We start from the raw sequence: 22,036 nt of genomic DNA, 5'->3' as shown, positions 1-22,036 counted from the left end.
TCCCGGCACGGCGGCGAGGGCGCAGGAAAGCCGCCATGTGGATCGATACGCATTGCCATCTCGATGCTGCCGAGTTCGACACCGACCGCGACGTCGTCGTGCATGCGGCGCGCGCGGCCGGCGTGTCGCGCATCGTGATCCCAAGCGTCGGGTGCGACAATTTCACGACCGTGCGCGAACTGGCCCAGCGCACGCCGGGTGCGGTTTATGCGCTCGGCATCCATCCGATGTATACGCCGCACGCGCGCGACGAGGATCTCGACCGCCTGCGCATGGAGATCGAGGCGAGCCTCGATGATCCGCGCTTCGTCGCGATCGGCGAGATCGGTCTCGACTACTTCGTGCCGGGGCTCGACGAGGACCGCCAGCAATTCTTCTATCAGGGGCAGCTCAAGCTCGCGCGCGAATTCGACCTGCCGGTGCTGTGCCACGTGCGCAAGTCGCAGGACCGCGTGCTCGCCGGGCTGCGCCGCTTCGGCGTGCGGCGCGGCATCGCACATGCGTTCAACGGCAGTTTCCAGCAGGCCGACGCGTATCTCGCACAGGGGCTGCATCTCGGTTTCGGCGGCAACGTGACGTTCGGACGGGCGTTGCAGATCCGGCGGCTCGCCGCGCAGTTGCCGCTCGACGCGATCGTCGTCGAGACGGATGCGCCCGACATCGCGCCCGAGTGGGCGTACAAGTCCCGCAACGCGCCCGACCAGGTGCCGCGCATCGGCGGCGTGCTCGCCGAACTGCGCGGGATCGACGCGCACGCGCTGTCCCTATCCACAACGGCTAACGCGCTCGCCGCGCTGCCGCGCCTCGCACTTTCGTCCGCATAATCGTTGCTGGAGGGTGCCGCATCGACGGCGGCGCCAGGTCGACGAGGAGGTGCGATGCGCGTGTGGTGGATCGCGTTTGCGCTCGGCGTCGTCGTGCTGCAGCGGCAGGCGGCGTTGCCGGGCATGGGCGGCTGGGTAGGCGGCGCGGTCGTGCTGGCCGGTTGCGGTGCGCTGTTCGCATGGTGTACACGGCGCCGTCGAACCCGCTCGATCGTCGCGCTCCGGTGGATGCTGTGCGCCTGCGCCGCCTGCGCGATCGGATTCGGCTATGCGGCCGCACGCGCGGAATGGCGGCTGCGTGACGGCCTGCCTGTCGAGCGGGAAGGGCGCGACATCGTCGTCACGGGCGTGATCAGCGGGTTGCCGGTGATCGACGACACCGGCGCGCGACTGCTGTTGGCCGTCGAATCGAACGATGCGGGGCTGGCCCGTTTCCCTCCGCTGATCCGGTTGTCGTGGCGCACCTACGGCGCGCCCGCCGCACGCAACGCGATGCCCGATTTGCGCGCCGCGCAGCGCTGGCGCCTCGTCGTGCGCCTGAAACGCCCGCATGCCGAGGCGAATCCCGGCGTGCGCGACAGCGAGGCGGCGTGGCTCGCCGCGGGCATTCGTGCGATCGGCTATGTGGTCGCGACCGAGCGGGCGGAACTGCTCGACGCACGTGCATCGGGGTGGCGCGCGTCGATCGATCGGCTGCGCGACGCGCTGCGCAACGGTATCGGTGACGCGCTCGGCAGCGACGCGCGCCATCGCGGCATCGTGACCGCGCTCGCGGTCGGCGATCAATCCGGCATCGGCGACGACGCGTGGCGCGTGCTGCGCAATACGGGCACGAGTCATCTGGTCGCGATTTCGGGCCTGCACGTCGGACTCGTCGGCGCGATCGCGGGCGGGATCGTATCGTGGGTCTGGCGACGTCTGCGCTGGCGCGGACATGCCGCGGCGCTCGCGATGCCGGCGCCCTATGCGGCTTCGATGGCGGCGCTGACGGCCGCCGCTGGCTACGCGGCGCTTGCCGGCTTCAACGTGCCGGCGCAGCGCGCGTGGTGGATGATCGCGGCCGGGGCGGCTGCCTATCTTGCCGGACGCAGCGTGCCGACGTCCGCCGTGTTGTGCGCGGCGCTCGGCGGCGTGCTGCTTGTCGATCCGTGGGCGGTGGTGTCGGCCGGGTTCTGGCTGTCTTTTGGCGCGGTCGCCGTAATCCTGATGTCCGTGGCGGGCTGGGGCGCGGTGCGCGAATTCGACGACGGTGACGACCGTGGGACGGACGGTACTGCCCCGCTCGACCGCTGGCGCAGGCTGCGCGCTTGGTGCAAGCGTGCCGGGCGCCGTGTCGCGCAGGCGACGCGCGTGCAGTACGCGGTGACGATCGGTCTTGCGCCGCTGACGGCCGCGTGGTTCGCTCAGATCTCGGTATCGGGCCCGTTCGGCAATGCGTTTGCGATCCCGTGGGTCAGCGCCGTCGTGACGCCGATCGTGCTCGCCGGGATCGGGTTGCCCGCGCCGCTGGACGCACATGCGTTCCGGCTCGCGCATGCGGCGCTCGAACCGATGATGGCGCTGCTCCGGCACCTCGCCGACTGGCCGGCTGGCGTGTTCTGGCTGCGCATGCCCGACTGGCCGGTTCTGGCGCTTGCGTGCGTGGGTGTCGCGTGGGTCTTGATGCCGCGCGGCTGGCCGCTGCGCTGGGCGGCGCCGATGACATGGCTGCCGCTGGTCGCGCCGGCACCCGATGCGCCGCCGCCTGGCGGCTTCCGGCTGACCGTGCTCGATGTCGGGCAGGGCGCGTCGGTGCTGGTGGAGACCGCGCGCCGGACCTTGCTGTTCGATGCGGGGCCGGGGGCGGAGTCGACCCATGCCGGTGCGCGGATCGTCGCGCCGGCATTGCGTGCCCGCGGAATCCATACCGTCGATTCGCTCGTCCTGAGTCATGCGGACGCCGATCACGCGGGCGGCGCGGCGGCCGTCTATGCGGCCGCCGAGGTCCGCCAGCTGCTCGCCGGCATTGCGCCGCAGCACCGGCTGTGGCGTGACGCGCGGGCGGCCGGCGTGGCCGATCGGCTGCCGTGCGCGGCCGGGCAGCGGTGGACCTGGGACGGCGTCGTATTCACGATGTTGTGGCCGCCGGGTGTTGCCGGCGCTGGTTCCTCGAACGAACAATCGTGCGTGCTGCGCATCGACGCGGGCGACACGTCGGCGCTGCTGACGGGCGACATCGAGGCACGCGCCGAGCGCCGGCTGGTGGACGATGCGCGCGACGCGCTGGCCGCGCAGATCCTCGTTGTGCCGCACCACGGCAGCCGCACGTCGTCGGTCGAGCCTTTCCTCGATTCGGTCGGGCCGCGCGTCGCGGTATTTCCTGTAGGCTATCGCAATCGATTCGGACATCCGCACCGGACGGTCCTTGCGCGCTACGAAATGCGCGGGATTCCGCTGCCGCGCACCGATCGCGACGGGGCCGTGAGGTTCGACGTCGCCCCGACGGGCGGCGGTTTCGCGTTTGAGCGTCATCGCGATGCGCAGCGGCGGTACTGGATGGACCGGTGAGCGTCGCGATGGCGCGGGTCAAGAATGAGGAGGCCGGAGGAAGTGCTGAAGCACTGACTCCCGCCGGCAAAGGAGACATCGGCGTTTGAAGGACATCCTCCATTTCTCGCATGCGAACGGTTTTCCGGCATCGACGTACCGGACGATCTTCGCCGAGCTGGCAGACGACTACGAGCTGCGCTACATCGAGCGCATCGGTCACGACCGCCGCTACCCGGTAACGCGCGACTGGCCGCATCTCGTCGAGCAACTGCTCGACGACATCGGCAGCCGCTACGAGCGCCCGGTCTGGCTCGTCGGCCATTCGCTCGGCGGCTACCTGTCGCTGATGGCTGCGCTGAAGAAGCCGCACTGGGTGCGCGGCGTGGTGATGATCGATTCGCCGATCATCGCGGGATGGCGCGCCGGCGCATTGCGCGCGAGCCAGTGGGCCGGGCTCGACGAGCGGCTGTCGCCGGCGGCCGCGACGCGCAACCGGCGTACGCGCTGGGTGAGCCGCGACGAAGCCTGGCGGCACTTTCACGAGAAACCCGCGTTCGCGCGCTGGGACGAGCGGATGCTGTCCGACTACATCGACTACGGCATTCCGCAGGCGGGCGCCGACGGCGAACGCGTCCTCGCGTTCGACCGGCAGGTCGAATACCTGATCTACCGGACGCTGCCGCATACGCTCGGCCCGCGGCTCGCGCACGGCGCGCCGGTGCCGCTCGGCTTTCTCGCCGGTACGCGCTCGCGCGAAGTGCGGCAGGTCGGGCTCGATGCGACGCGTCGTGCGGCGCGCGGGCGCATCGAATGGCTCGAGGGCAGCCACCTGTTCCCGATGGAGCGGCCGATCGAGACGGCCCGCGCATTGCAGCGGATGCTGAGTTCGCTGAAGATGGCGGAGGGTGGCGTGCCGCGCGACAGTGCGGCGCTCGCGAAAAGCGCCTGACGCATCGGTCCGGTGCACCGCGCCGGCGTGCGCGGTTGCACCGACCGGACGGCCGGTTCGCCCCGGCGCGCACGGTTGGCGTGGCACAGCGCGAAAGGGCAGGATCATCGCGTCAATTGCTGAGAGAAGGGCGGGCTTTACGGTATAATCCGTTTTTCCCGCGAGCATTCAGCGATGACCAAATATGTTTTCGTCACCGGCGGCGTAGTTTCTTCCCTCGGCAAGGGTATTGCCGCCGCCTCCCTCGCCGCGATCCTCGAATCGCGCGGTCTGAAAGTCACCCTCCTCAAACTCGATCCCTACATCAACGTCGACCCCGGCACGATGAGCCCGTTCCAGCACGGCGAAGTGTTCGTGACGGAAGACGGAGCGGAGACCGACCTCGACCTCGGCCACTATGAGCGCTTCATCAGCACGAAGATGCGCAAGGCCAACAACTTCACGACCGGCCAGATCTACGAATCGGTGATCCGCAAGGAACGCCGCGGCGACTATCTCGGCAAGACCGTGCAGGTGATTCCGCACATCACGAACGAAATCCAGGCGTTCATCGAGCGCGGGGCGGCATCTGCCACCTGCGGCGAGCCGGACGTCGCGATCGTCGAGATCGGCGGCACGGTCGGCGACATCGAGTCGCTGCCGTTCCTCGAGGCCGCGCGCCAGATGAGCCTGCGCCTCGGTCGCAACAGCGCGTGCTTCGTGCACCTGACGCTCGTGCCGTACGTCGCGACGGCCGGCGAGCTGAAGACGAAGCCGACCCAGCACAGCGTGCAGAAGCTGCGCGAGATCGGCATCCTGCCGCACGTGCTGCTGTGCCGTGCGGATCGCCGCATCCCCGACGACGAATCGAAGAAGATCTCGATGTTCTCGAACGTGCCGGAAGACGCCGTGATCTCGGTGTGGGACGCCGACAGCATTTACAAGATTCCGCAGATGCTGCACGACCAGGGCCTCGACCGGATCATCTGCGAAGAGCTGAAGCTGTCGCCGAAGGACGCCGACCTGAGCATGTGGTCGGCGCTCGTCGAGAAGCTGGAAAACCCGAAGCACGAAGTCACGATCGGTATGGTCGGCAAGTATGTCGACCTGACCGAGTCGTACAAGTCGCTGATCGAGGCGCTGCGCCACGCATCGCTGCACACGTCGACCAAGGTCAACATCGAGTACATCGACTCGGAAGAGATCGAGACGAACGGTGTCGATAGCCTGAAGCATCTCGACGCCGTGCTGGTGCCGGGCGGTTTCGGCCGTCGTGGCACGGAAGGCAAGATCGCCGCGATCCGCTACGCGCGCGAGTCGAAGGTGCCGTACCTCGGCATCTGCCTCGGCATGCAGCTTGCGGTGATCGAATTCGCACGCGACGTCGTCGGCCTGAAGCAGGCGAACAGCACGGAATTCGATCCGGATACGCCGGAACGCGTGGTCGCGCTGATTACCGAGTGGTACGACCGCGAAGGCAAGGTCGAGACGCGCACCGAGGAATCCGATCTCGGCGGCACGATGCGCCTCGGCTCGCAACGTTGCCCGATCAAGCCCGGCACGATGGCCGAAGAGATCTATGGCAAGGACGTGAACGAGCGTCACCGCCACCGTTATGAAGTCAATAACCGCTTCGTGCCCCAGCTCGAAGCCGGCGGCCTTATCATCAGCGCCCGTACCCCGAGCGAGGATCTGCCGGAAATGATGGAGCTGCCGCGTTCGATGCACCCGTGGTTCGTCGGCGTCCAGTTCCACCCGGAATTCACGTCCACGCCGCGTGACGGTCATCCCCTGTTCAAGTCGTTCGTCGAAGCCGCGCTCGCCAACAAGCAAGCGCGTGGAGTGCAAGCATGAAGCTGTGCGATTTCGAGGTCGGTCTCGACCAGCCTTTCTTCCTGATCGCGGGTACCTGCGTCGTCGAATCGGAGCAAATGACGATCGACACGGCGGGCCGCCTGAAGGAGATCTGCGAGAAGCTGAACGTTCCGTTCATCTACAAGTCGTCCTACGACAAGGCGAATCGCAGCTCGGGCAAGTCGTTTCGCGGCCTCGGAATGGACGAGGGGCTGCGGATCCTCGGCGAGGTGAAGCGTCAGCTCGGCCTGCCGGTGCTGACCGACGTGCATTCGATCGAAGAGATCGAGCAGGTCGCGTCGGTCGTCGACGTGCTGCAAACGCCCGCATTCCTGTGCCGCCAGACCGACTTCATCCACGCGTGCGCGCGCTCGGGCAAGCCCGTCAACATCAAGAAGGGTCAGTTCCTCGCGCCGCACGACATGAAGAACGTGATCGACAAGGCGCGCGACGCGGCGCGTGAAGCAGGTCTGTCGGAAGACCGCTTCATGGCGTGCGAGCGTGGCGTCTCGTTCGGCTACAACAACCTTGTGTCCGACATGCGTTCGCTCGCGATCATGCGCGAGACGAACGCGCCGGTCGTGTTCGACGCGACCCACTCGGTGCAGCTGCCGGGCGGGCAGGGCACGAGCTCGGGCGGCCAGCGCGAATTCGTGCCGGTGCTCGCGCGTGCGGCGGTCGCGACGGGCGTCGCGGGCCTCTTCATGGAAACGCACCCGAATCCGGCCGAGGCGAAGTCGGACGGCCCGAACGCGGTGCCGCTGAACCGGATGGGTGCGCTGCTGGAGACGCTCGTCACGCTCGATCAGGCGGTGAAGCGCAATCCGTTCCTGGAAAACGATTTCAATTAAAGATCGAATGAACCTTGTGACGGCTTCGCGCGTCAGTAGCGAAAGCGGTTCAGGCGCGCGCGCCGTCGCAGTTTGAAGAATCCATCGTCATTCTCAGAGGAAACCCATGAGTGCAATCGTAGATATCATCGGCCGCGAGATTCTGGATTCGCGCGGCAACCCCACCGTCGAATGCGACGTGCTGCTCGAATCGGGCACGATGGGCCGCGCGGCGGTGCCGTCGGGCGCGTCCACCGGCTCGCGTGAAGCGATCGAACTGCGCGACGGCGAAGCCGGCCGCTACAACGGCAAGGGCGTGCTGAAGGCAGTCGAGCATATCAACACCGAAATCTCCGAAGCCATCATGGGCCTCGACGCGTCGGAACAGGCGTTCCTCGACAAGACGCTGCTCGAGCTGGACGGCACCGACAACAAGTCGCGCCTCGGCGCGAACGCGATGCTGGCCGTGTCGATGGCCGTCGCGAAGGCAGCCGCTGAAGAAGCCGGCCTGCCGCTGTACCGCTACTTCGGCGGCTCGGGCGCGATGCAGCTGCCCGTCCCGATGATGAACATCGTCAACGGCGGCGCGCACGCGAACAACAGCCTCGACATCCAGGAATTCATGATCGTCCCGGTGAGCCAGCCGACGTTCCGTGAAGCCCTGCGTTGCGGCGCGGAAGTGTTCCACGCGCTGAAGAAGATCCTGAGCGACCGCGGCATGAGCACGGCAGTCGGCGACGAAGGCGGCTTCGCGCCGAACTTCGGCAGCAACGACGAGTGCCTGTCGACGATCCTGCAGGCGATCGAGAAGGCCGGCTACCGTGCGGGCGAAGACGTGCTGCTCGCGCTCGACTGCGCGGCATCCGAGTTCTACCACGACGGCAAGTACCAGCTCGCGGGCGAAGGCCTGCAACTGTCGTCGGCCGAATTCACCGACTACCTCGCGACGCTCGCCGACAAGTTCCCGATCGTGTCGATCGAGGACGGCATGCACGAAGGCGACTGGGACGGCTGGAAGCTGTTGACCGAGCGCCTCGGCAAGAAGGTGCAGCTCGTCGGTGACGACCTGTTCGTCACGAACACGCGCATCCTGAAGGAAGGCATCGAGAAGGGTATCGCGAACTCGATCCTCATCAAGATCAACCAGATCGGTACGCTGACCGAAACGTTCGCGGCAATCGAAATGGCGAAGCGCGCGGGCTACACGGCCGTGATCTCGCACCGCTCGGGTGAAACGGAAGATTCGACGATCGCGGACATCGCGGTCGGCTTGAACGCCGGTCAGATCAAGACGGGTTCGCTGTCGCGCAGCGACCGCATCTCGAAGTACAACCAGCTGCTGCGCATCGAGGAAGACCTCGGCGATATCGCGAGCTACCCGGGCAAATCGGCTTTCTATAACCTGCGCTAACGCGCTACTATCGGGTTCGTCATCTCGACGCCGCTCTGTGCATGTCGCGCGGAGCGGCGCTTCTTATATCTGCGTCTTCTACATGCGGCTTGTCACTGTCGTCCTGATTGCCTTGCTGGCGCTCATTCAGTACCCCCTATGGTGGGGACACGGCGGCTGGTTGCGGGTGCATGAATTGCGCCAGCAACTCGGCGATCAACTGCAGAAGAACGCGGACGAGAAGCTGCGCAATGAACGGATCGCGGGCGAAGTGCAGGATCTGCAGGGCGGTACCGCGGCCATCGAGGAGCGCGCGCGCTACGAGATGGGCATGGTGAAGGACGGCGAAGTATTCGTGCAGTTCGTGTCGCCGAATGCGCCGGCGGCGCCGCTGAACAACACGCCTTCGAGCATGTCGACGCGCGGTACCGTTTCCGCCGCGCCCGTGCGTGTCGTGCCGAACCCGCAGTCGATCGCGAAGCCATCGCGGCATCATGGCGGCGAGAAGGGCAAAGCCGCGCATCACTGAGCGCGGGAGTCCGAACCATTGAAAAAGCGCGGGAAATGCCGCGCTTTTTTATTTCCTGCCAGTCGTCAATCGAATCGGTCGACACGCGTCACGCATCACCACCACCAGCCCGGATAACCGTAGCCATATCCGATGCCGGTGCCCCACCGGTTTCCCCAACCGCCGCCGTAATAGCCGCCGTAGACGGTCACGGGGGGCGGCGAGTAATACGCCCACGCGCGCGCGGCGGCCTCCGCCGCCATCGCGTCGTTCTGCTCGCGCAGCGCTTGCCGGTCGATCTCGTCGTAGCGTTTGCGCTCCGCACTCGACAGTGCGGGCGGCTGGCCGGCCGAAGCGCCCGGTTCGGGCAGGCGGCTCAGGATCGTCGACGAAGGCGGCTGCACCGCGCAGCCGGCGAGGGCCAGTGTGCCGGCTGCGACACTGGTCAGGACGAGGGTGCGGAACGGGCGATTCATGTGTTTCTCCAGCAGCGCGCCGACAGCGGAAAGCGGTTTGTGCCGAAGGCGGACCTCCGGCGCCTGGGCCGTTGCGTGCGACGCTCGTGCGTCATTATGCACCCGCGCCGTGCATGGCCGGCACGGGCGCGCCGCTCGCTCAGTGACGCTGATCGGTCGCGGGCGTGATGCCGGTCGCGAGTTCCGGCGCGGCGAACAGCTGCGCGACGTCGACGGGATCGAACTCGTAGCGCTGGTTGCAGAACTCGCAGTGGATCTCGACGTGACCGCGCTCGACGATCACGCTGTCGACTTCGTCGCGCCCGAGCATGCGCAGCATCGCGCCGACCTTCTCGCGCGAGCACGAGCACTGGAAGCGCGTACCGGCCGGGTCGAAGTGCTGCACGTTTTCCTGCCAGAAGAGCCGACGGAACACGACTTCCGGTTCGACCTCGAGCAATTCCTTCGCGGACAGCGTGCCGCCGAGCGTGCAGACGCGCTCCCACGTGTCGGCGTCGGTCTCGGCGTTGCGCGGCACGATGCCGCCGTCGCCCGGCAGCTTCTGCAGCAGCATGCCGACCGCGCGGTCGCGATCGGCCGCGAGCCACAGCCGCGTGTCGAGCTGCTCCGAGTGATGCATGTAATGCTCGAGCACTTGCGATACCGATTCGAGCGGACCGTCGACGCCGTTCAGCGGCACGATGCCTTGGTACGGCTGCTGGCCCGGCAGCTTCTCGGCCGGGTCGAGCGTGATCACGCATCGGCCGTGGCCGCTCGCGTTGACGAGCGACGCGAAGTGCGTGTCGTCGCCGATCGTCTGCGCGACGTCGCCGGCGAACTTGGCCGTGGCGCGCATCGACAGGTCCGAGCCGCACTGGACGACCAGCATCTGGACCGGCCCGTCGCCGAAGATCTGCATGATCAGGGTGCCGTGAAATTTCAGGTTCGCGGACAGCAGCGCACACGCAGCCATCATCTCGCCGAGCACCGTGCGCACCGGGGCAGGGTAGTCACGGCGGGAAAGCACCTCTTGCCACGTGTTGCGCAGCGACACGATCTCGCCGCGCACGGGTGCCGAATTGAACATGAATTTCTGTAACTGGTCGCTCACTCTTCTTCCTTGAAATCCGCGCGAATCAGCCGATCCGCACGAGTTGCTCCTTGAAATGCGCGCGTCGTTCGACGTACGTCTTCGCATTTGCGCGCAGCCGCGCGATGTCGTCTGCCGACAGCTCGCGCACGACTTTCGCCGGGGCGCCGAGAATCAGCGAGTTGTCCGGGAACGTCTTGCCTTCTGTCACGACCGCGCCGGCACCAACCAGACAGTTGCGGCCGATGACCGCTCCATTCAAGACCACCGCCTGAATCCCGATCAGCGAACCTTCCCCGATCGTGCATCCGTGCAGCATCGCCTGGTGCCCGATCGTCACGTTTTCGGCAATCGTCAGAGGAAATCCGGGGTCCGTATGCAGGACCGCGCCTTCCTGGACGTTGCTGCCGGCACCGACCGAGATCGTCTCGTTGTCGCCGCGAATCGTCGCGCCGAACCATACGCTCGCGTTTTCCTCGAGCACGACCTTGCCGATGATGGCCGCCGTATCGGCGACGAATACGCTTTCGTGGATCGTCGGGGCCGTCTCGCCCAGTTTGTAGATCGTCACGGAGTCTCCTGGTCTCTTCGATGATGGGCGCCGGTAGAATGGCGCGTCTGGCGTGCCGGGTGCATTGCGTGACGGCACAAACGTACATTGTAAACCGTCGCGTGCATGCGCACTGGCGGTGCCCGGTTTGATGAACATGGAGCCTTCTTCTTTCATGGCTGCGCCACACTGCGTGCGTCGCGCCGCGCTGGACGCCCTGCGGATGTCCGAGCCGGCCGCGAAGGCCGCTCGGGTCCGCGCGCTGCATGACGCGCTGCTGGCCCGGCAGGCCACGATCGCACCGACGCTCGATCTGGACGAACCGACCGACCTGCCCGGCCGTCCGGCGCGCCCGCCGCTCGTCGAGCCGCGCGAGCTCGAGCGCCGCAGCATGCGCTCGCCCGCGGGGCGCGCGGTGCTGCTGCACGCCCTCGCGCATATCGAATTCAACGCGATCAACCTCGCGCTCGACGCCGTGTGGCGCTTCGCCGGGATGCCCGGCGCATTCTATGCGGACTGGCTGAAGGTCGCGGCCGAGGAGGCTCATCACTTCACGCTGTTGTCCGCGCGGCTCGCCGAGTTCGGGCATGCGTACGGGGATTTTCCCGCGCACAACGGGCTGTGGGAGATGTGCGAGCGGACCAAGGCCGATCCGCTCGCGCGGATGGCGCTCGTGCCGCGCACGCTCGAGGCGCGCGGACTCGACGCGTCGCCGCCGATCCGGGCGCGGCTCGTGCAGGCGGGCGACGATGCGTCCGCGGCGATCCTCGACGTGATCCTGCGCGACGAGATCGGCCACGTCGCGATCGGGAATCGCTGGTTCCGGTACCTGTGCGACGAGGCCGGCCGCGATCCGGTGCCGGCCTACCGCGAGCTCGCCGAGCAGTACCATGCGCCGCGGCTGCGCGGCCCGTTCAATTTCGACGCGCGCCGCACCGCGGGATTCGAGCAGGCGGAGCTGGACGAGCTCGCCGCGCAGGACGCGGCGGACGGCAACGCGGCGGGCTAGCACGTCCGGGCGCCGCCGGCTCCCGGCGGGCGGGCGAAGGCTGTCGCTGCGTCGGCCTCGCGGATCGTCCGGCAGCATGTCCGCGGCGTCCGACAGGCCGATTCCGCGCGCCGTCGCTAGAGAGCTGCCTCGACTGCCAGGCGCCGGAATGGAGGCGTCATCGCTATAATCGAACGATCATTCTTTTTTTGGCGGCTGCAATGAGTGCCTCGAGTTCTGTTTCCGATTTCGTCACGGTGCGCGGCGTCAAGCTGCATGTGCGGCGCTGGGGCCGGCCCGATGCGCCGACGCTGTTCATGCTGCATGGCTGGATGGACGTCGCGGCATCGTTCCAGTTCGTCGTCGACGCGCTCGCGGGCGACTGGCAAGTGATCGCGCCGGATGCACGCGGCTTCGGCCTGTCCGACTGGCCGGTCGCGAGACAGGGCGGCGGTCATTACTGGTTCCACGAGTACCTGGGCGACCTCGATGCGCTCGTCGATCACTATGCACCCACCGGCGAAGTCAATCTGGTCGGGCACAGCATGGGGGCCAACGTCGTGTGCCTGTACGCGGGCGCGCGCCCGGAGCGCGTGCGGCGCGTGGTCGACCTCGAAGGGTTCGGGCTCGCCCCCGCGCGGGCCGAGCAGGCGCCGCGCCGGCTGCGCGGCTGGCTTGACGAGCTGCGCGAGCCGCCCGTGTTGCGCCCGTACACGTCGCTCGACGACGTGGCGGCCCGGCTGATCAAGACCAATCCGCGGCTCGATCCGCACCGCGCCGCGTTCCTCGCCGCGCACTGGTCGAAGCGTGGCGATGACGGCCTCTACCACCTGTTGGCGGACCCCGCGCACAAGATGGCGGGCCCGCAGCTGTACCGGCTCGACGAGGTGATGGCCGTCTGGAAGCAGGTGCGCGCGAAGGTGCTGCACATCGAGGCCGTCAATTCGCCGACGCTCGCGTATCTCGCCGGCGACATCCCGCTGCCGGAGTTCAAGGCGCGCTTCGGCGCGTTCCCCGACTGGCGCGAAAAGCTCGTCGAGGATGCCGGCCACATGGTTCATCACGACCAGCCGGAGCAGATCGCGGCGCTGATCGAGGCGTTCTGCGCGTAGGCGTGTGGCGGCGGCGGGGCAGGCGGGCGGCGCAATTGCCGCATTGCAGTAGAATGAAGCTTCACCTGCCATATCGACAATGAACGCTGATCTCCACTGCCATTCGAATGTTTCCGACGGGTTGCTGTCGCCTGCCGACGTCGCGCGCCGCGCCCATGCCGGCGGCGTGACCCTGTGGGCGCTGACCGACCACGACGAGATCGGCGGCCAGGCGGCAGCGCGCAGCGAGGCGGAGGCGCTGGGGATGCGCTACCTGAGCGGCGTCGAGATTTCGGTCACGTGGGCGTCGCGCACCGTGCATATCGTCGGGCTGCACATCGATCCGTCGAACCCGACGCTCGTCGACGGCCTCTACCGCACGCGCCACGGCCGCGCCGCGCGTGCGCGGGCGATTGCCGCGCAGCTCGAGACGCTCGGCATTCCCGGCGCGTACGAAGGCGCGCTGAAGTACGTATCGAATCCCGACCTGATCTCGCGCACCCACTTCGCGCGCTTCCTGGTCGAGAACGGCCATGCCGAATCGACCTCCGATGTGTTCGACCGCCTGCTCGGCGACGGCAAGCCCGGGTTCGTCCCGCACCGCTGGGCGACGTTGTCCGACGCCGTTGCATGGATTCGCGCGGCGGGCGGCGAGGCCGTGGTCGCGCACCCGGGCCGCTACCGCTACACGCCGGTCGAATTCGATGCGTTTTTCGGTGAATTCATCGATCTCGGCGGCCGCGCGATCGAGGTCATTACGGGCAGCCACACGCCCGACCAGTACCGCGAATACGCGGACGTCGCGCGCCGCTTCGGCTTCGAGGTGTCGCGCGGCTCGGATTTCCATGCGCCGGGCGAGGGCCGCATCGAGCTCGGCAGCCTGCCGCCTTTGCCGCCCGACCTGAAACCGCTCTGGGAGCGCTGGCTCTGACGTACCGCGGCTGCTTGCCGCTGGCGCTGCCGTCGAGGCGCGCATCCGACTTCTCCCTCTTTACGTGTCCCCATGTCCCAGTTCTTCAGGATTCATCCGGATAATCCGCAGCCGCGCCTGATCAAGCAGGCCGCGGACATCGTCAGCAAGGGCGGCGTGATCGCGATGCCGACCGATTCGAGCTACGCGCTCGCGTGCCACCTCGATGACAAGGATGCAGTCGAGCGCGTGCGCCGCATCCGCGGCCTCGACGAGAAGCAGCACCTGTCACTGCTCGTGCGCGACCTGTCGGAACTGGCCAACTTCGCGATGGTGGACAATCGTCAGTACCGGCAGATCAAGTCGGTGACGCCGGGCCCGTACGTGTTCATCCTGCAGGCGACGAAGGAAGTGCCGCGTCGTCTGTCGCACCCGTCGCGCAAGACGATCGGGCTGCGCGTGCCCGATCACGCGATCACGCTCGCGCTGCTCGAATCGCTCGGACAGCCGCTGCTTGGCACGACGCTGATCCTGCCGCCGGACGACGAGCCGCTCAACGATCCTGACGACATCCGCGCGCGGCTCGAGAAGCAGGTCGATCTCGTGATCGACGGTGGTGCGTGTCCGCGCGAACCGTCGACGGTGATCGACCTGACGGGCGACGAGCCGCAGCTCGTGCGTGCCGGGCGCGGTGCGCTCGAACCGTTCGGGCTTTCGGCCGCGTAAGCGCCATTCATTTTTGCGCGAGTGCGCTTGTTACAATAACGCAATATGGACGCTTCCCTGATACAGACCATCGCCGTCTACGCGCTGCCCGTGATCTTCGCGATCACGTTGCACGAGGCTGCGCACGGCTATGCCGCGCGCCTGCTCGGCGACAACACCGCCTACATGATGGGGCGCGTGTCGTTCAACCCGATGCGCCACATCGATCCGCTCGGCACGATCGCGATCCCGCTCGCGATGTATTTCCTGACGGGCGGCGCGTTCCTGTTTGGCTATGCGAAGCCGGTGCCGGTATCGTTCGGCAACCTGCGCGATCCGCGCTGGGGCAGCCTGTGGGTGTCGCTGGCTGGCCCGGCCTGCAACTTCGTGCAGGCACTGATCTGGGGCGTGCTGACCATCGTGCTGCCCGCTGCCGGCATCGACGAGCCGTTCTTCACGCGGATGGCCTACGCAGGCGTTAGCGCGAACCTGGTGCTCGGCGTGCTGAACCTGTTTCCGCTGCCGCCGCTCGACGGCGGCCGCATCCTGGCGGCGCTGCTGCCGCCGAAGCAATCGATCGCGCTGTCGCGAATCGAGCCTTACGGTTTCATCATCGTCCTCGTGCTGGTCTCGACGGGCGTGCTGACGAACTTCTGGCTGCGGCCGCTCGTGAATGCCGCGGCCGGCGTGCTGAGCGCCATCCTGTCTCCCTTCGCCTCGCTTTTCTAACGACAATCATGTTCCCAGATCGTATTTTCTCCGGCATGCGACCCACCGGGTCGCTGCACCTCGGCCACTACCACGGCGTGCTGAAAAACTGGGTGAAGCTGCAGTCCGAGTACCCGTGCTTCTTCTGCGTGGTTGACTGGCATGCGCTGACGACGCACTACGAAACACCCGAGGTCATCGAGAAGAACGTGTGGGACGTGCTGATCGACTGGCTCGCGTCCGGTATCGATCCGGCGCAGGCGACGCTGTTCATCCAGAGCAAGGTGCCCGAACATGCGGAACTCGCGTTGCTGCTCGGCATGAGCACGCCGCTCGGCTGGCTCGAACGCGTGCCGACCTACAAGGAGCAGATGGAGAAGCTGAAGGACAAGGACCTGTCGACCTACGGCTTCCTCGGCTACCCGGTACTGATGGCGGCCGACATCCTGCTGTATCGCGGCTCGCTCGTGCCGGTCGGCGAGGATCAGGTGCCGCACGTCGAGATGACGCGCGAGATCGCACGCCGCTTCAACTACTTGTACGGCCGCGAGCCGGGCTTCGAGGAGAAGGCGCTCGAAGCCGCGAAGAAGCTCGGCGGCAAGCGCGCGAAGCTTTATCACGAGCTGCGCAACGCGTACCAGCAGGAAGGCGACGACGAGGCGCTCGAACAGGCGCGCGCGATGCTGCAGGAATCGCAGAGCCTGTCGATGAGCGACCGCGAGCGCCTGTTCGGCTATCTCGAAGGCGCGCGCAAGATCATCCTGGTCGAGCCGCAGGCGCTTTTGACCGAAGCGTCCCGGATGCCGGGTCTCGACGGCCAGAAGATGTCGAAGTCGTACGGCAATACGATCGGCCTGCGCGAGGATGCGGAGACGATCACGAAGAAGGTCCGCACGATGCCGACCGATCCGGCACGCGTGCGCCGCACCGATCCGGGCGATCCGGACAAGTGCCCGGTGTGGCAGCTGCATCAGGTCTATACGGACGAAGCGACGCACCAGTGGGTGCAGAGCGGCTGCCGCTCGGCGGGCATCGGCTGCCTCGACTGCAAGCAGCCGGTGGTCGAAGGGATCCTGCGCGAACAGCAGCCGATGCTCGAGCGCGCACAGAAGTACATGGACGATCCGTCGCTGCTGCGCGCGATCGTCGCGGACGGCTGCGACAAGGCGCGCAAGCACGCGGTCGAGACGATGCGCGACGTGCGCGAGGCGATGGGCCTGTCGTACACCTGATCTGACGGCATGCGCGAACCTGTGATTGCCGCCGCGGGCGGCCACGTGGCCCAGACCGAACCGTCGCGCTGGGTCGCCCGCTGGTCACGACTCGTTCCGGCGAGCGGCACGGTGCTCGACGTCGCCGCGGGCGGTGGTCGCCATGCACGCTGGTTTGCGTCGCACGGGCATCCAGTCGTCGCGCTCGACCGCGATGCGGCCGCGCTGGCCGCATTGCGCGCGATTCCTGGTGTCGATGTGCGCGACGCCGATCTCGAGGGCGCGCCCTGGCCGCTGCCGGCCGGTGCGTCGTTCGCGGCGGTGATCGTCACCCATTATCTGCATCGCCCGCTCTGGCCCCGACTGCTCGATGCGGTGGCGCCGGGCGGCGTGCTGATCTACGAAACCTTCGCGCAAGGAAACGAAACGGTCGGCAAGCCGTCCAATCCTGCGTTCCTGCTCGCCCCGGGCGAGTTGCTGGACGCGGTGCGTGGCCGCCTGCGGGTGGTTGCGTACGAGGACGGATTCGTCGCCGCGCCGCGCGAGGCGTTCGTGCAGCGCATCTGCGCGGTACGCGAGGGCGCGACCCCGACAGCGGGGGCGGGAATTCCACGTTACGAACTGCCCGGCTAATCCGCTACAATCTCAACGTTTACCGGTACAACAATCAATCGCGTTTCATGGCTAACGGCACCCAAGACGGCATTCAAATCCGCGGCAGCATCCCCGCGATCGTCACCCCTATGCTCGAAGACGGCAGTCTTGACCTGCCGGCGTTTCGCAAACTGATCGACTGGCACATCGCGGAAGGCACCGACGCACTCGTCGTGGTCGGCACGAGCGGCGAGTCGGCAACGCTCAACGTTGAAGAGCACATCCTGATGATCCGCACGGCGGTCGAGCATGCGGCGAAGCGCATCCCGATCATCGCGGGCGCGGGCGGCAACTCGACCGCCGAAGCGATCGAACTGACGAAGCATGCGAAGGCCGTCGGCGCCGACGCGACGCTGCAGGTCGTGCCGTACTACAACAAGCCGACGCAGGAAGGGATGTACCGGCACTTCAAGATGATCGCCGAGGCGGTCGACCTGCCGGTGATTCTGTACAACGTGCCCGGCCGTACGGTCGCGGACATGGCGCACGAGACGACGCTGCGCCTCGCTCAGGTGCCGGGCATCATCGGTGTGAAGGACGCGACCGGCAACATCGATCGCGCCGCGCACCTGATCAAGGCCGCGCCGAAGCATTTCGCGATCTACAGCGGCGACGATCCGACCGCGATCGCGCTGATGCTGCTCGGCGGCCACGGCAACATCTCGGTGACGGCGAACGTCGCGCCGCGCGCGATGAGCGACCTGTGCCGCGCGGCGCTGGCCGGCGACGTCGCAACGGCGCGCGAGCTGCACATGAAGCTGCTGTCGCTGCACAAGAACCTGTTTGTCGAGGCGAACCCGATTCCGGTGAAGTGGGCGCTGCAGGCGATGGGCAAGATGCAGGGCGGCATCCGCCTGCCGCTCACGCCGCTCGACGAGCGCTGTCACGACGTCGTGCGTTCGGCCCTCGTCGAGGCCGGCGTCCTCTGATGCCCAGGCGGCCGCGTCCTGCGGCCGCCGGCTCGACCCCTCATCAACCCGCACCGGCCGGCTCCGTCCGGCGCCGCTCCTGACGAGCGTTCTAGCAAGACGAAGGATTTCATGAAACGTTTCGCCTTTTCCTCTCGCGCCATCCAGGTTTCGGTGGTGGCGCTGGCGCTGGGCGCGCTCGCCGGCTGCGATACGCTGAACGATTATCTGGCTCCAGACCGGGTCAACTACAAGAACACGGGTTCGGCGCCGCCGCTCGCGGTGCCGAGCGACCTGAAGCCGGTGCCGACGACCCAGCAGTTCGTCGCGCCGCCGAGCAACGCTGGTCTCGGCACGCTGCCGCCGCGGGCGACGACGGCCGCCGGCAACGCGACCGACGGTGTCCCGAGCGCGCAGGATCCGCTCGGCATGCATATCGAGCGCGACGGCGACCGCCGCTGGCTCGTCGTGGACGGGCGCTCGCCCGAGCAGCTGTGGCCGATCCTGAAGGAATTCTGGCAGGAGAATGGCTTCTCGCTGAAGACCGACGCACCGTCGACCGGCATCATGGCCACCGACTGGGCCGAGAACCGCGCGAACATTCCCGATGACTGGTTCCGCCGCACGATCGGCAAGGTCATCGACTTCGCGTACTCGTCGGGCACGCGCGACCGTTTCCGCACGCTCGTGAACCGCACGCCGGACGGCAACACCGACATCTCGATCACGCACAGCGCGATGGAGGAAATGATGGTCGGCCCGCAGGGCGGCACGTCGTCGCGCTGGGAAGAGCGTCCGCGCAATCCGGTGCTCGAGGCTGTGTTCCTGACGAAGCTGATGCAGAAGTTCGGCCTGAGCGACGCGCAGGCGAAGCAACTGCTGACCGATGCGCGTCCCGCGACGGCGCCGGCGCAGGTGAGCGATACGAGCAGCGGTGCCGCGACGCTGCAACTGGCGGAATCGTTCGACCGTGCGTGGCTGCGCGTCGGTCTCGCGCTCGACCGCACCAACTTCGCGGTCGACAATCGCGACCGCGAGAAGGGCCTGTACACGGTCCGTTACGCGAACACGATGGAAGAGCTCAAGCGCGACGGGCTGTTCGGCAAGCTGTTCTACGGCGGCCCGTCGGCGGCGAAGCCGGGCAAGGAATATCTGGTCAACGTGCGCGCGCAGGGCAGTGGCGGCACGCAGGTCGCGGTGGTCGACGCGACCGGCAAGGTCGACAACTCGTCGGACGCGCAGCGGATCATTTCGCTGCTGCACGCCCAGTTGAACTGATCGCGTGCGCTTCGCCAGCCTCGGTAGCGGCAGCGAAGGCAACGCGCTGGTCGTCGAGGTCGCGAGCGGCACGACGACCACCCGCGTGCTGCTCGACTGCGGTTTTTCAGCGAAGGAGGTCGAGCGCCGCCTCGGCCGCCTGAATCTCGGCATCGACGATCTCGATGCGATCCTCATCACCCACGAACACAGTGACCACGTCGGCAGCGCGCTGACGCTCGCGCGGCGCGGGTCGCTGCCGCTCTACATGAGCTGGGGCACGGCACGCGCGGTGGGCGCGGACGAAGCCGATGTCGATCTCCGCGTGTTGTGGGGCGACGAGACAGCCGCGATTCGCGATCTGGCCGTGATGCCATATACGGTGCCCCATGACGCGCGGGAACCGCTCCAGTTCGTCTTCATGGACGGTTGCCGCCGGCTCGGCGTGCTGACCGACGTCGGGATGGCCACGCCGCATATCACGGCCGTTCTGAGCGGTTGTGACGCGCTGGTGCTCGAATCCAACCACGATACCGAGATGCTCGCCGGGAGCCGCTATCCGCAGTCGCTGAAGGCGCGGATCGGTGGCAATCACGGCCACCTGAGCAACGCCGCCGCCGCGGGCATCCTCGCATCGCTCGAACGCAGCCGCCTCCAGCACCTTGTCGCGGCGCACCTGAGCCAGCAGAACAACCGGCCCGAGCTGGCCCGCCAGGCATTGGCCGGCGTGCTGGGAACGGACGGGGAGGAAGTGGTCGTGGCCACGCAGGACGCGGGCTTCGACTGGCTGACGCTCGGCTGAGCGGGCGCAGGATCGGCGCACAGGACGGCTCTTGGCCGGTCCAGCCGCCGGATACGATGCGCGCAACCGACAGACGTAAAAAAACCGGCCCGAAGGGCCGGTTTTTTTTCAGCTGATGCTGAGGCTTACTGGCTTGCGCCCGAAGCCGGAGCAGCCGTCGCTGCCGAAGCAGCCGACGCCACAGCAGCAGCTGCGTCGCTCGCAGCAGCCGTAGCCGACGAAGCAGCAGCAGCTGCGTCGCTCGCAGCACCAGCAACTGCCGAAGCAGCCGACGAAGCAGCAGCCGATGCGTCGCTAGCAGCCGACGAAGCAGCTTGATCAGCGCTCTTGTTGCAAGCAGCCAGTGCAACAGCAGCCAACAGGGAAGCTACGAGGAGGGATTTCTTCATGATCACGTCCTTTTATGGTTAAAGGTAAGCAACAGCGCGAAACAATACCGGTAATGTGCTCCAACACCGACCTGGGCCGCTGGTGGAGACGCACTTCTAGAGCGTGAATCTTCCCTACGGCTTGGGCGGAAATTATATGCACTTTCCTATCGACCGTCGACAAATGCGGGGTCAATACGTTGTCTTTCCCATACAGAATTTGATCTGCACGGGCATACGGGGCGGCTCACTAAATCCGGTTTCCGACCCGTATCCAGCCCGCACAATACCACTCGTGCAGCAAGGCTGTCATTGAGGGAACCCGGGATAGTGTTACAAACCGTTTCGCCTCCATGTGGCGCAGATTGGCCAGTTCGGGCAGCCATTCGCCGGCGTGCTCGAGCGGTTCTTCCTCGCCATTAATGAAGTACGAGCGCGCGTTATACATCAATGCGGCCCGTCTGTCGAGATACACGCCCCGGCGCGACGCCTGCGCGACGAACGCGGCCTCGGACAGCGGGCGCGCCGGCGGCTCGAATACGACGTTCGATTTGGGTTCGCTCAGGTAGCAACCGAGGAATTCGGCGACGTCACGCTTGCGCCAGCGGATCGCATCGACGATCTCGGCGACGCGCTCGACCATCGCCGGCGGCAGTTGCGCCGGGGTGTCGACCGCCGGCTGCTTCGGGTCGCGGTAAAGCGCGTCGCCACGCTCGTCGCGCAGGCCGCCGCGCTCCGCGAGGTAATACAGGAATTGCGCGCCCAGCTCCCCGGCGGACGGCGCCCGAAAGCCGATCGAGCAGGTCATGCATTCGCCTTCGGCCACGCCGTCGTGCGCGATGTGCGGCGGCAGGTACAGCATGTCGCCCGGCTCCAGCACCCACTCGTCGCTCGGCTCAAAATGCTCGAGGATCTTCAACGGGACGTCCGGCTGCAGCGACAGGTCCTTCTGCGCACCGATGCGCCAACGGCGCCGGCCCTCGACCTGTAGCAGGAATACGTCGTACGAGTCGAAGTGCGGGCCGACGCCGCCTCCGTCGGTCGCGTACGAAATCATCAGGTCGTCGAGGCGTGCGTCCGGGATGAAGCGGAAGCGGTCGAGCAGCGCGCGTGCCGCGTCCACGTGCAGGTCGAGCCCCTGCACGAGCAAGGACCAGGACTTTCGCGAAACGGCAGGCAGCGCGCCCGGCTCGAAGGGACCGTGGGCCAGTTGCCACTTGTTACGAAAATGGGTGATCAGTCGCGATTCGGCGTCATAGTCGGCTGCCAGCTCGAACAGTGAGTCGCGCGTCACCGGCGGCTTCACGCCGGGGATCGCCTGGCGGATCAGCAGCGGCTTCTTCTGCCAGTAGCGGCGCATGAATTGCGCCGGCGAGAGGCCGCCGAGCAGCGGTGTGGGAAGATCGGAAGGCGGCGCGCCGAGCGGGGCGGCAGCGGCATCCCGCGGTTCGGCTTGAGACCGGTTGCGCATCGTAT

Annotated in this window: 22 protein-coding genes; 17 read left to right on the top strand and 5 right to left on the bottom strand. The window is 67.0% G+C overall.

The window, feature by feature from the left end; translation table 11 throughout:
- The first annotated feature begins 35 nt into the window (after positions 1-35).
- The 7 genes from DIE08_RS21590 to ftsB all read left to right on the top strand — a co-directional run bounded on the left by DIE08_RS21590 (position 36) and on the right by ftsB (position 8,884).
- Positions 36-824 (top strand): TatD family hydrolase, encoded by a 789-nt coding sequence (locus DIE08_RS21590; RefSeq protein WP_124903485.1) that lies wholly within the window; start codon positions 36-38, stop codon positions 822-824.
- A gap of 54 nt (positions 825-878) precedes the next feature.
- The gene (locus DIE08_RS21585) at positions 879-3,371 is read left to right on the top strand and encodes a DNA internalization-related competence protein ComEC/Rec2 (protein ID WP_124903483.1); all 2,493 of its coding nucleotides are present in this window, start codon (positions 879-881) and stop codon (positions 3,369-3,371) included.
- A gap of 85 nt (positions 3,372-3,456) precedes the next feature.
- Positions 3,457-4,302, top strand: a complete 846-nt coding sequence (locus DIE08_RS21580) for an alpha/beta fold hydrolase (protein ID WP_124622334.1) — start codon at positions 3,457-3,459, stop codon at positions 4,300-4,302.
- A 174-nt stretch (positions 4,303-4,476) separates the two neighbouring features.
- Positions 4,477-6,135, top strand: coding sequence for a CTP synthase (locus tag DIE08_RS21575; protein ID WP_059464180.1), 1,659 nt, complete (start codon positions 4,477-4,479; stop codon positions 6,133-6,135).
- Positions 6,132-6,986 carry a 3-deoxy-8-phosphooctulonate synthase gene (gene kdsA / locus DIE08_RS21570; RefSeq protein ID WP_044848177.1) on the top strand — a complete coding sequence of 285 codons (855 nt, stop codon included), beginning with the start codon at positions 6,132-6,134 and terminating at the stop codon, positions 6,984-6,986. Before DIE08_RS21575 ends, kdsA begins: the two co-directional genes overlap by 4 nt.
- Before the next feature lie 106 nt (positions 6,987-7,092).
- Positions 7,093-8,376 (top strand): phosphopyruvate hydratase, encoded by a 1,284-nt coding sequence (gene eno / locus DIE08_RS21565; protein WP_011885396.1) that lies wholly within the window; start codon positions 7,093-7,095, stop codon positions 8,374-8,376.
- 82 nt (positions 8,377-8,458) lie between these two features.
- Positions 8,459-8,884 carry a cell division protein FtsB gene (gene ftsB / locus DIE08_RS21560; RefSeq protein ID WP_059608395.1) on the top strand — a complete coding sequence of 142 codons (426 nt, stop codon included), beginning with the start codon at positions 8,459-8,461 and terminating at the stop codon, positions 8,882-8,884.
- Between the two features lie 95 nt (positions 8,885-8,979).
- Here the strand turns inward: ftsB and DIE08_RS21555 are convergent, their stop codons facing one another.
- The 3 genes from DIE08_RS21555 to DIE08_RS21545 form a co-directional block, all read right to left on the bottom strand.
- Positions 8,980-9,339 carry a hypothetical protein gene (locus DIE08_RS21555; protein ID WP_124903481.1) on the bottom strand — a complete coding sequence of 120 codons (360 nt, stop codon included), beginning with the start codon at positions 9,337-9,339 and terminating at the stop codon, positions 8,980-8,982.
- 139 nt (positions 9,340-9,478) lie between these two features.
- Complete coding sequence (gene hslO / locus DIE08_RS21550; RefSeq protein ID WP_059535822.1) at positions 9,479-10,429, bottom strand: Hsp33 family molecular chaperone HslO; 951 nt, start codon at positions 10,427-10,429, stop codon at positions 9,479-9,481.
- Positions 10,430-10,454: 25 nt separating this feature from the next.
- Positions 10,455-10,979 carry a gamma carbonic anhydrase family protein gene (locus DIE08_RS21545; RefSeq protein ID WP_059608392.1) on the bottom strand — a complete coding sequence of 175 codons (525 nt, stop codon included), beginning with the start codon at positions 10,977-10,979 and terminating at the stop codon, positions 10,455-10,457.
- A 130-nt stretch (positions 10,980-11,109) separates the two neighbouring features.
- Between DIE08_RS21545 and DIE08_RS21540 the strand changes: the two genes are divergently transcribed.
- From DIE08_RS21540 to DIE08_RS21490, 10 genes are all read left to right on the top strand, one after another.
- On the top strand, positions 11,110-11,967 hold the full coding sequence (locus DIE08_RS21540) for a ferritin-like domain-containing protein (protein WP_124903479.1): 858 nt from the start codon (positions 11,110-11,112) through the stop codon (positions 11,965-11,967).
- A gap of 200 nt (positions 11,968-12,167) precedes the next feature.
- A complete protein-coding gene (locus tag DIE08_RS21530; protein WP_124903477.1) occupies positions 12,168-13,058 on the top strand; it encodes an alpha/beta fold hydrolase in 891 nt (296 codons plus the stop codon).
- Positions 13,059-13,137: 79 nt separating this feature from the next.
- Positions 13,138-13,968 carry a 3',5'-nucleoside bisphosphate phosphatase gene (locus DIE08_RS21525; protein WP_059535814.1) on the top strand — a complete coding sequence of 277 codons (831 nt, stop codon included), beginning with the start codon at positions 13,138-13,140 and terminating at the stop codon, positions 13,966-13,968.
- A 72-nt stretch (positions 13,969-14,040) separates the two neighbouring features.
- Positions 14,041-14,673 carry an L-threonylcarbamoyladenylate synthase gene (locus DIE08_RS21520; RefSeq protein WP_059535812.1) on the top strand — a complete coding sequence of 211 codons (633 nt, stop codon included), beginning with the start codon at positions 14,041-14,043 and terminating at the stop codon, positions 14,671-14,673.
- 45 nt (positions 14,674-14,718) lie between these two features.
- Entirely contained in the window at positions 14,719-15,381 is a 663-nt protein-coding gene (locus DIE08_RS21515; RefSeq protein ID WP_059608387.1) for a site-2 protease family protein, read from the top strand.
- 8 nt (positions 15,382-15,389) lie between these two features.
- Positions 15,390-16,592 carry a tryptophan--tRNA ligase gene (locus DIE08_RS21510; RefSeq protein WP_044847993.1) on the top strand — a complete coding sequence of 401 codons (1,203 nt, stop codon included), beginning with the start codon at positions 15,390-15,392 and terminating at the stop codon, positions 16,590-16,592.
- A gap of 9 nt (positions 16,593-16,601) precedes the next feature.
- Positions 16,602-17,204: a bifunctional 2-polyprenyl-6-hydroxyphenol methylase/3-demethylubiquinol 3-O-methyltransferase UbiG gene (locus tag DIE08_RS21505; protein WP_059608386.1), complete on the top strand. Its 603-nt coding sequence runs from the start codon at positions 16,602-16,604 to the stop codon at positions 17,202-17,204.
- Between the two features lie 47 nt (positions 17,205-17,251).
- Complete coding sequence (dapA, locus tag DIE08_RS21500) at positions 17,252-18,154, top strand: 4-hydroxy-tetrahydrodipicolinate synthase (RefSeq protein ID WP_059608385.1); 903 nt, start codon at positions 17,252-17,254, stop codon at positions 18,152-18,154.
- Between the two features lie 111 nt (positions 18,155-18,265).
- Entirely contained in the window at positions 18,266-19,411 is a 1,146-nt protein-coding gene (gene bamC / locus DIE08_RS21495) for an outer membrane protein assembly factor BamC (protein WP_124903475.1), read from the top strand.
- Positions 19,412-19,415: 4 nt separating this feature from the next.
- The gene (locus DIE08_RS21490) at positions 19,416-20,192 is read left to right on the top strand and encodes an MBL fold metallo-hydrolase (protein WP_124903473.1); all 777 of its coding nucleotides are present in this window, start codon (positions 19,416-19,418) and stop codon (positions 20,190-20,192) included.
- A gap of 318 nt (positions 20,193-20,510) precedes the next feature.
- On the opposite strand, the gene DIE08_RS36730 is transcribed toward DIE08_RS21490, so the two are convergent.
- Complete coding sequence (locus DIE08_RS36730; RefSeq protein ID WP_011657350.1) at positions 20,511-20,756, bottom strand: hypothetical protein; 246 nt, start codon at positions 20,754-20,756, stop codon at positions 20,511-20,513.
- Between the two features lie 54 nt (positions 20,757-20,810).
- Entirely contained in the window at positions 20,811-22,031 is a 1,221-nt protein-coding gene (locus DIE08_RS21475) for a cupin domain-containing protein (protein ID WP_124903471.1), read from the bottom strand.
- Positions 22,032-22,036: the final 5 nt, after the last annotated feature.

It is taken from the genome of Burkholderia sp. Bp9004 (assembly GCF_003858025.1).
Classification (GTDB): Bacteria; Pseudomonadota; Gammaproteobacteria; order Burkholderiales; family Burkholderiaceae; genus Burkholderia; species Burkholderia diffusa.
The sequence above is the reverse complement of the archived record's forward strand: the minus strand, read 5'-3'. Positions and strand labels throughout refer to the sequence as shown.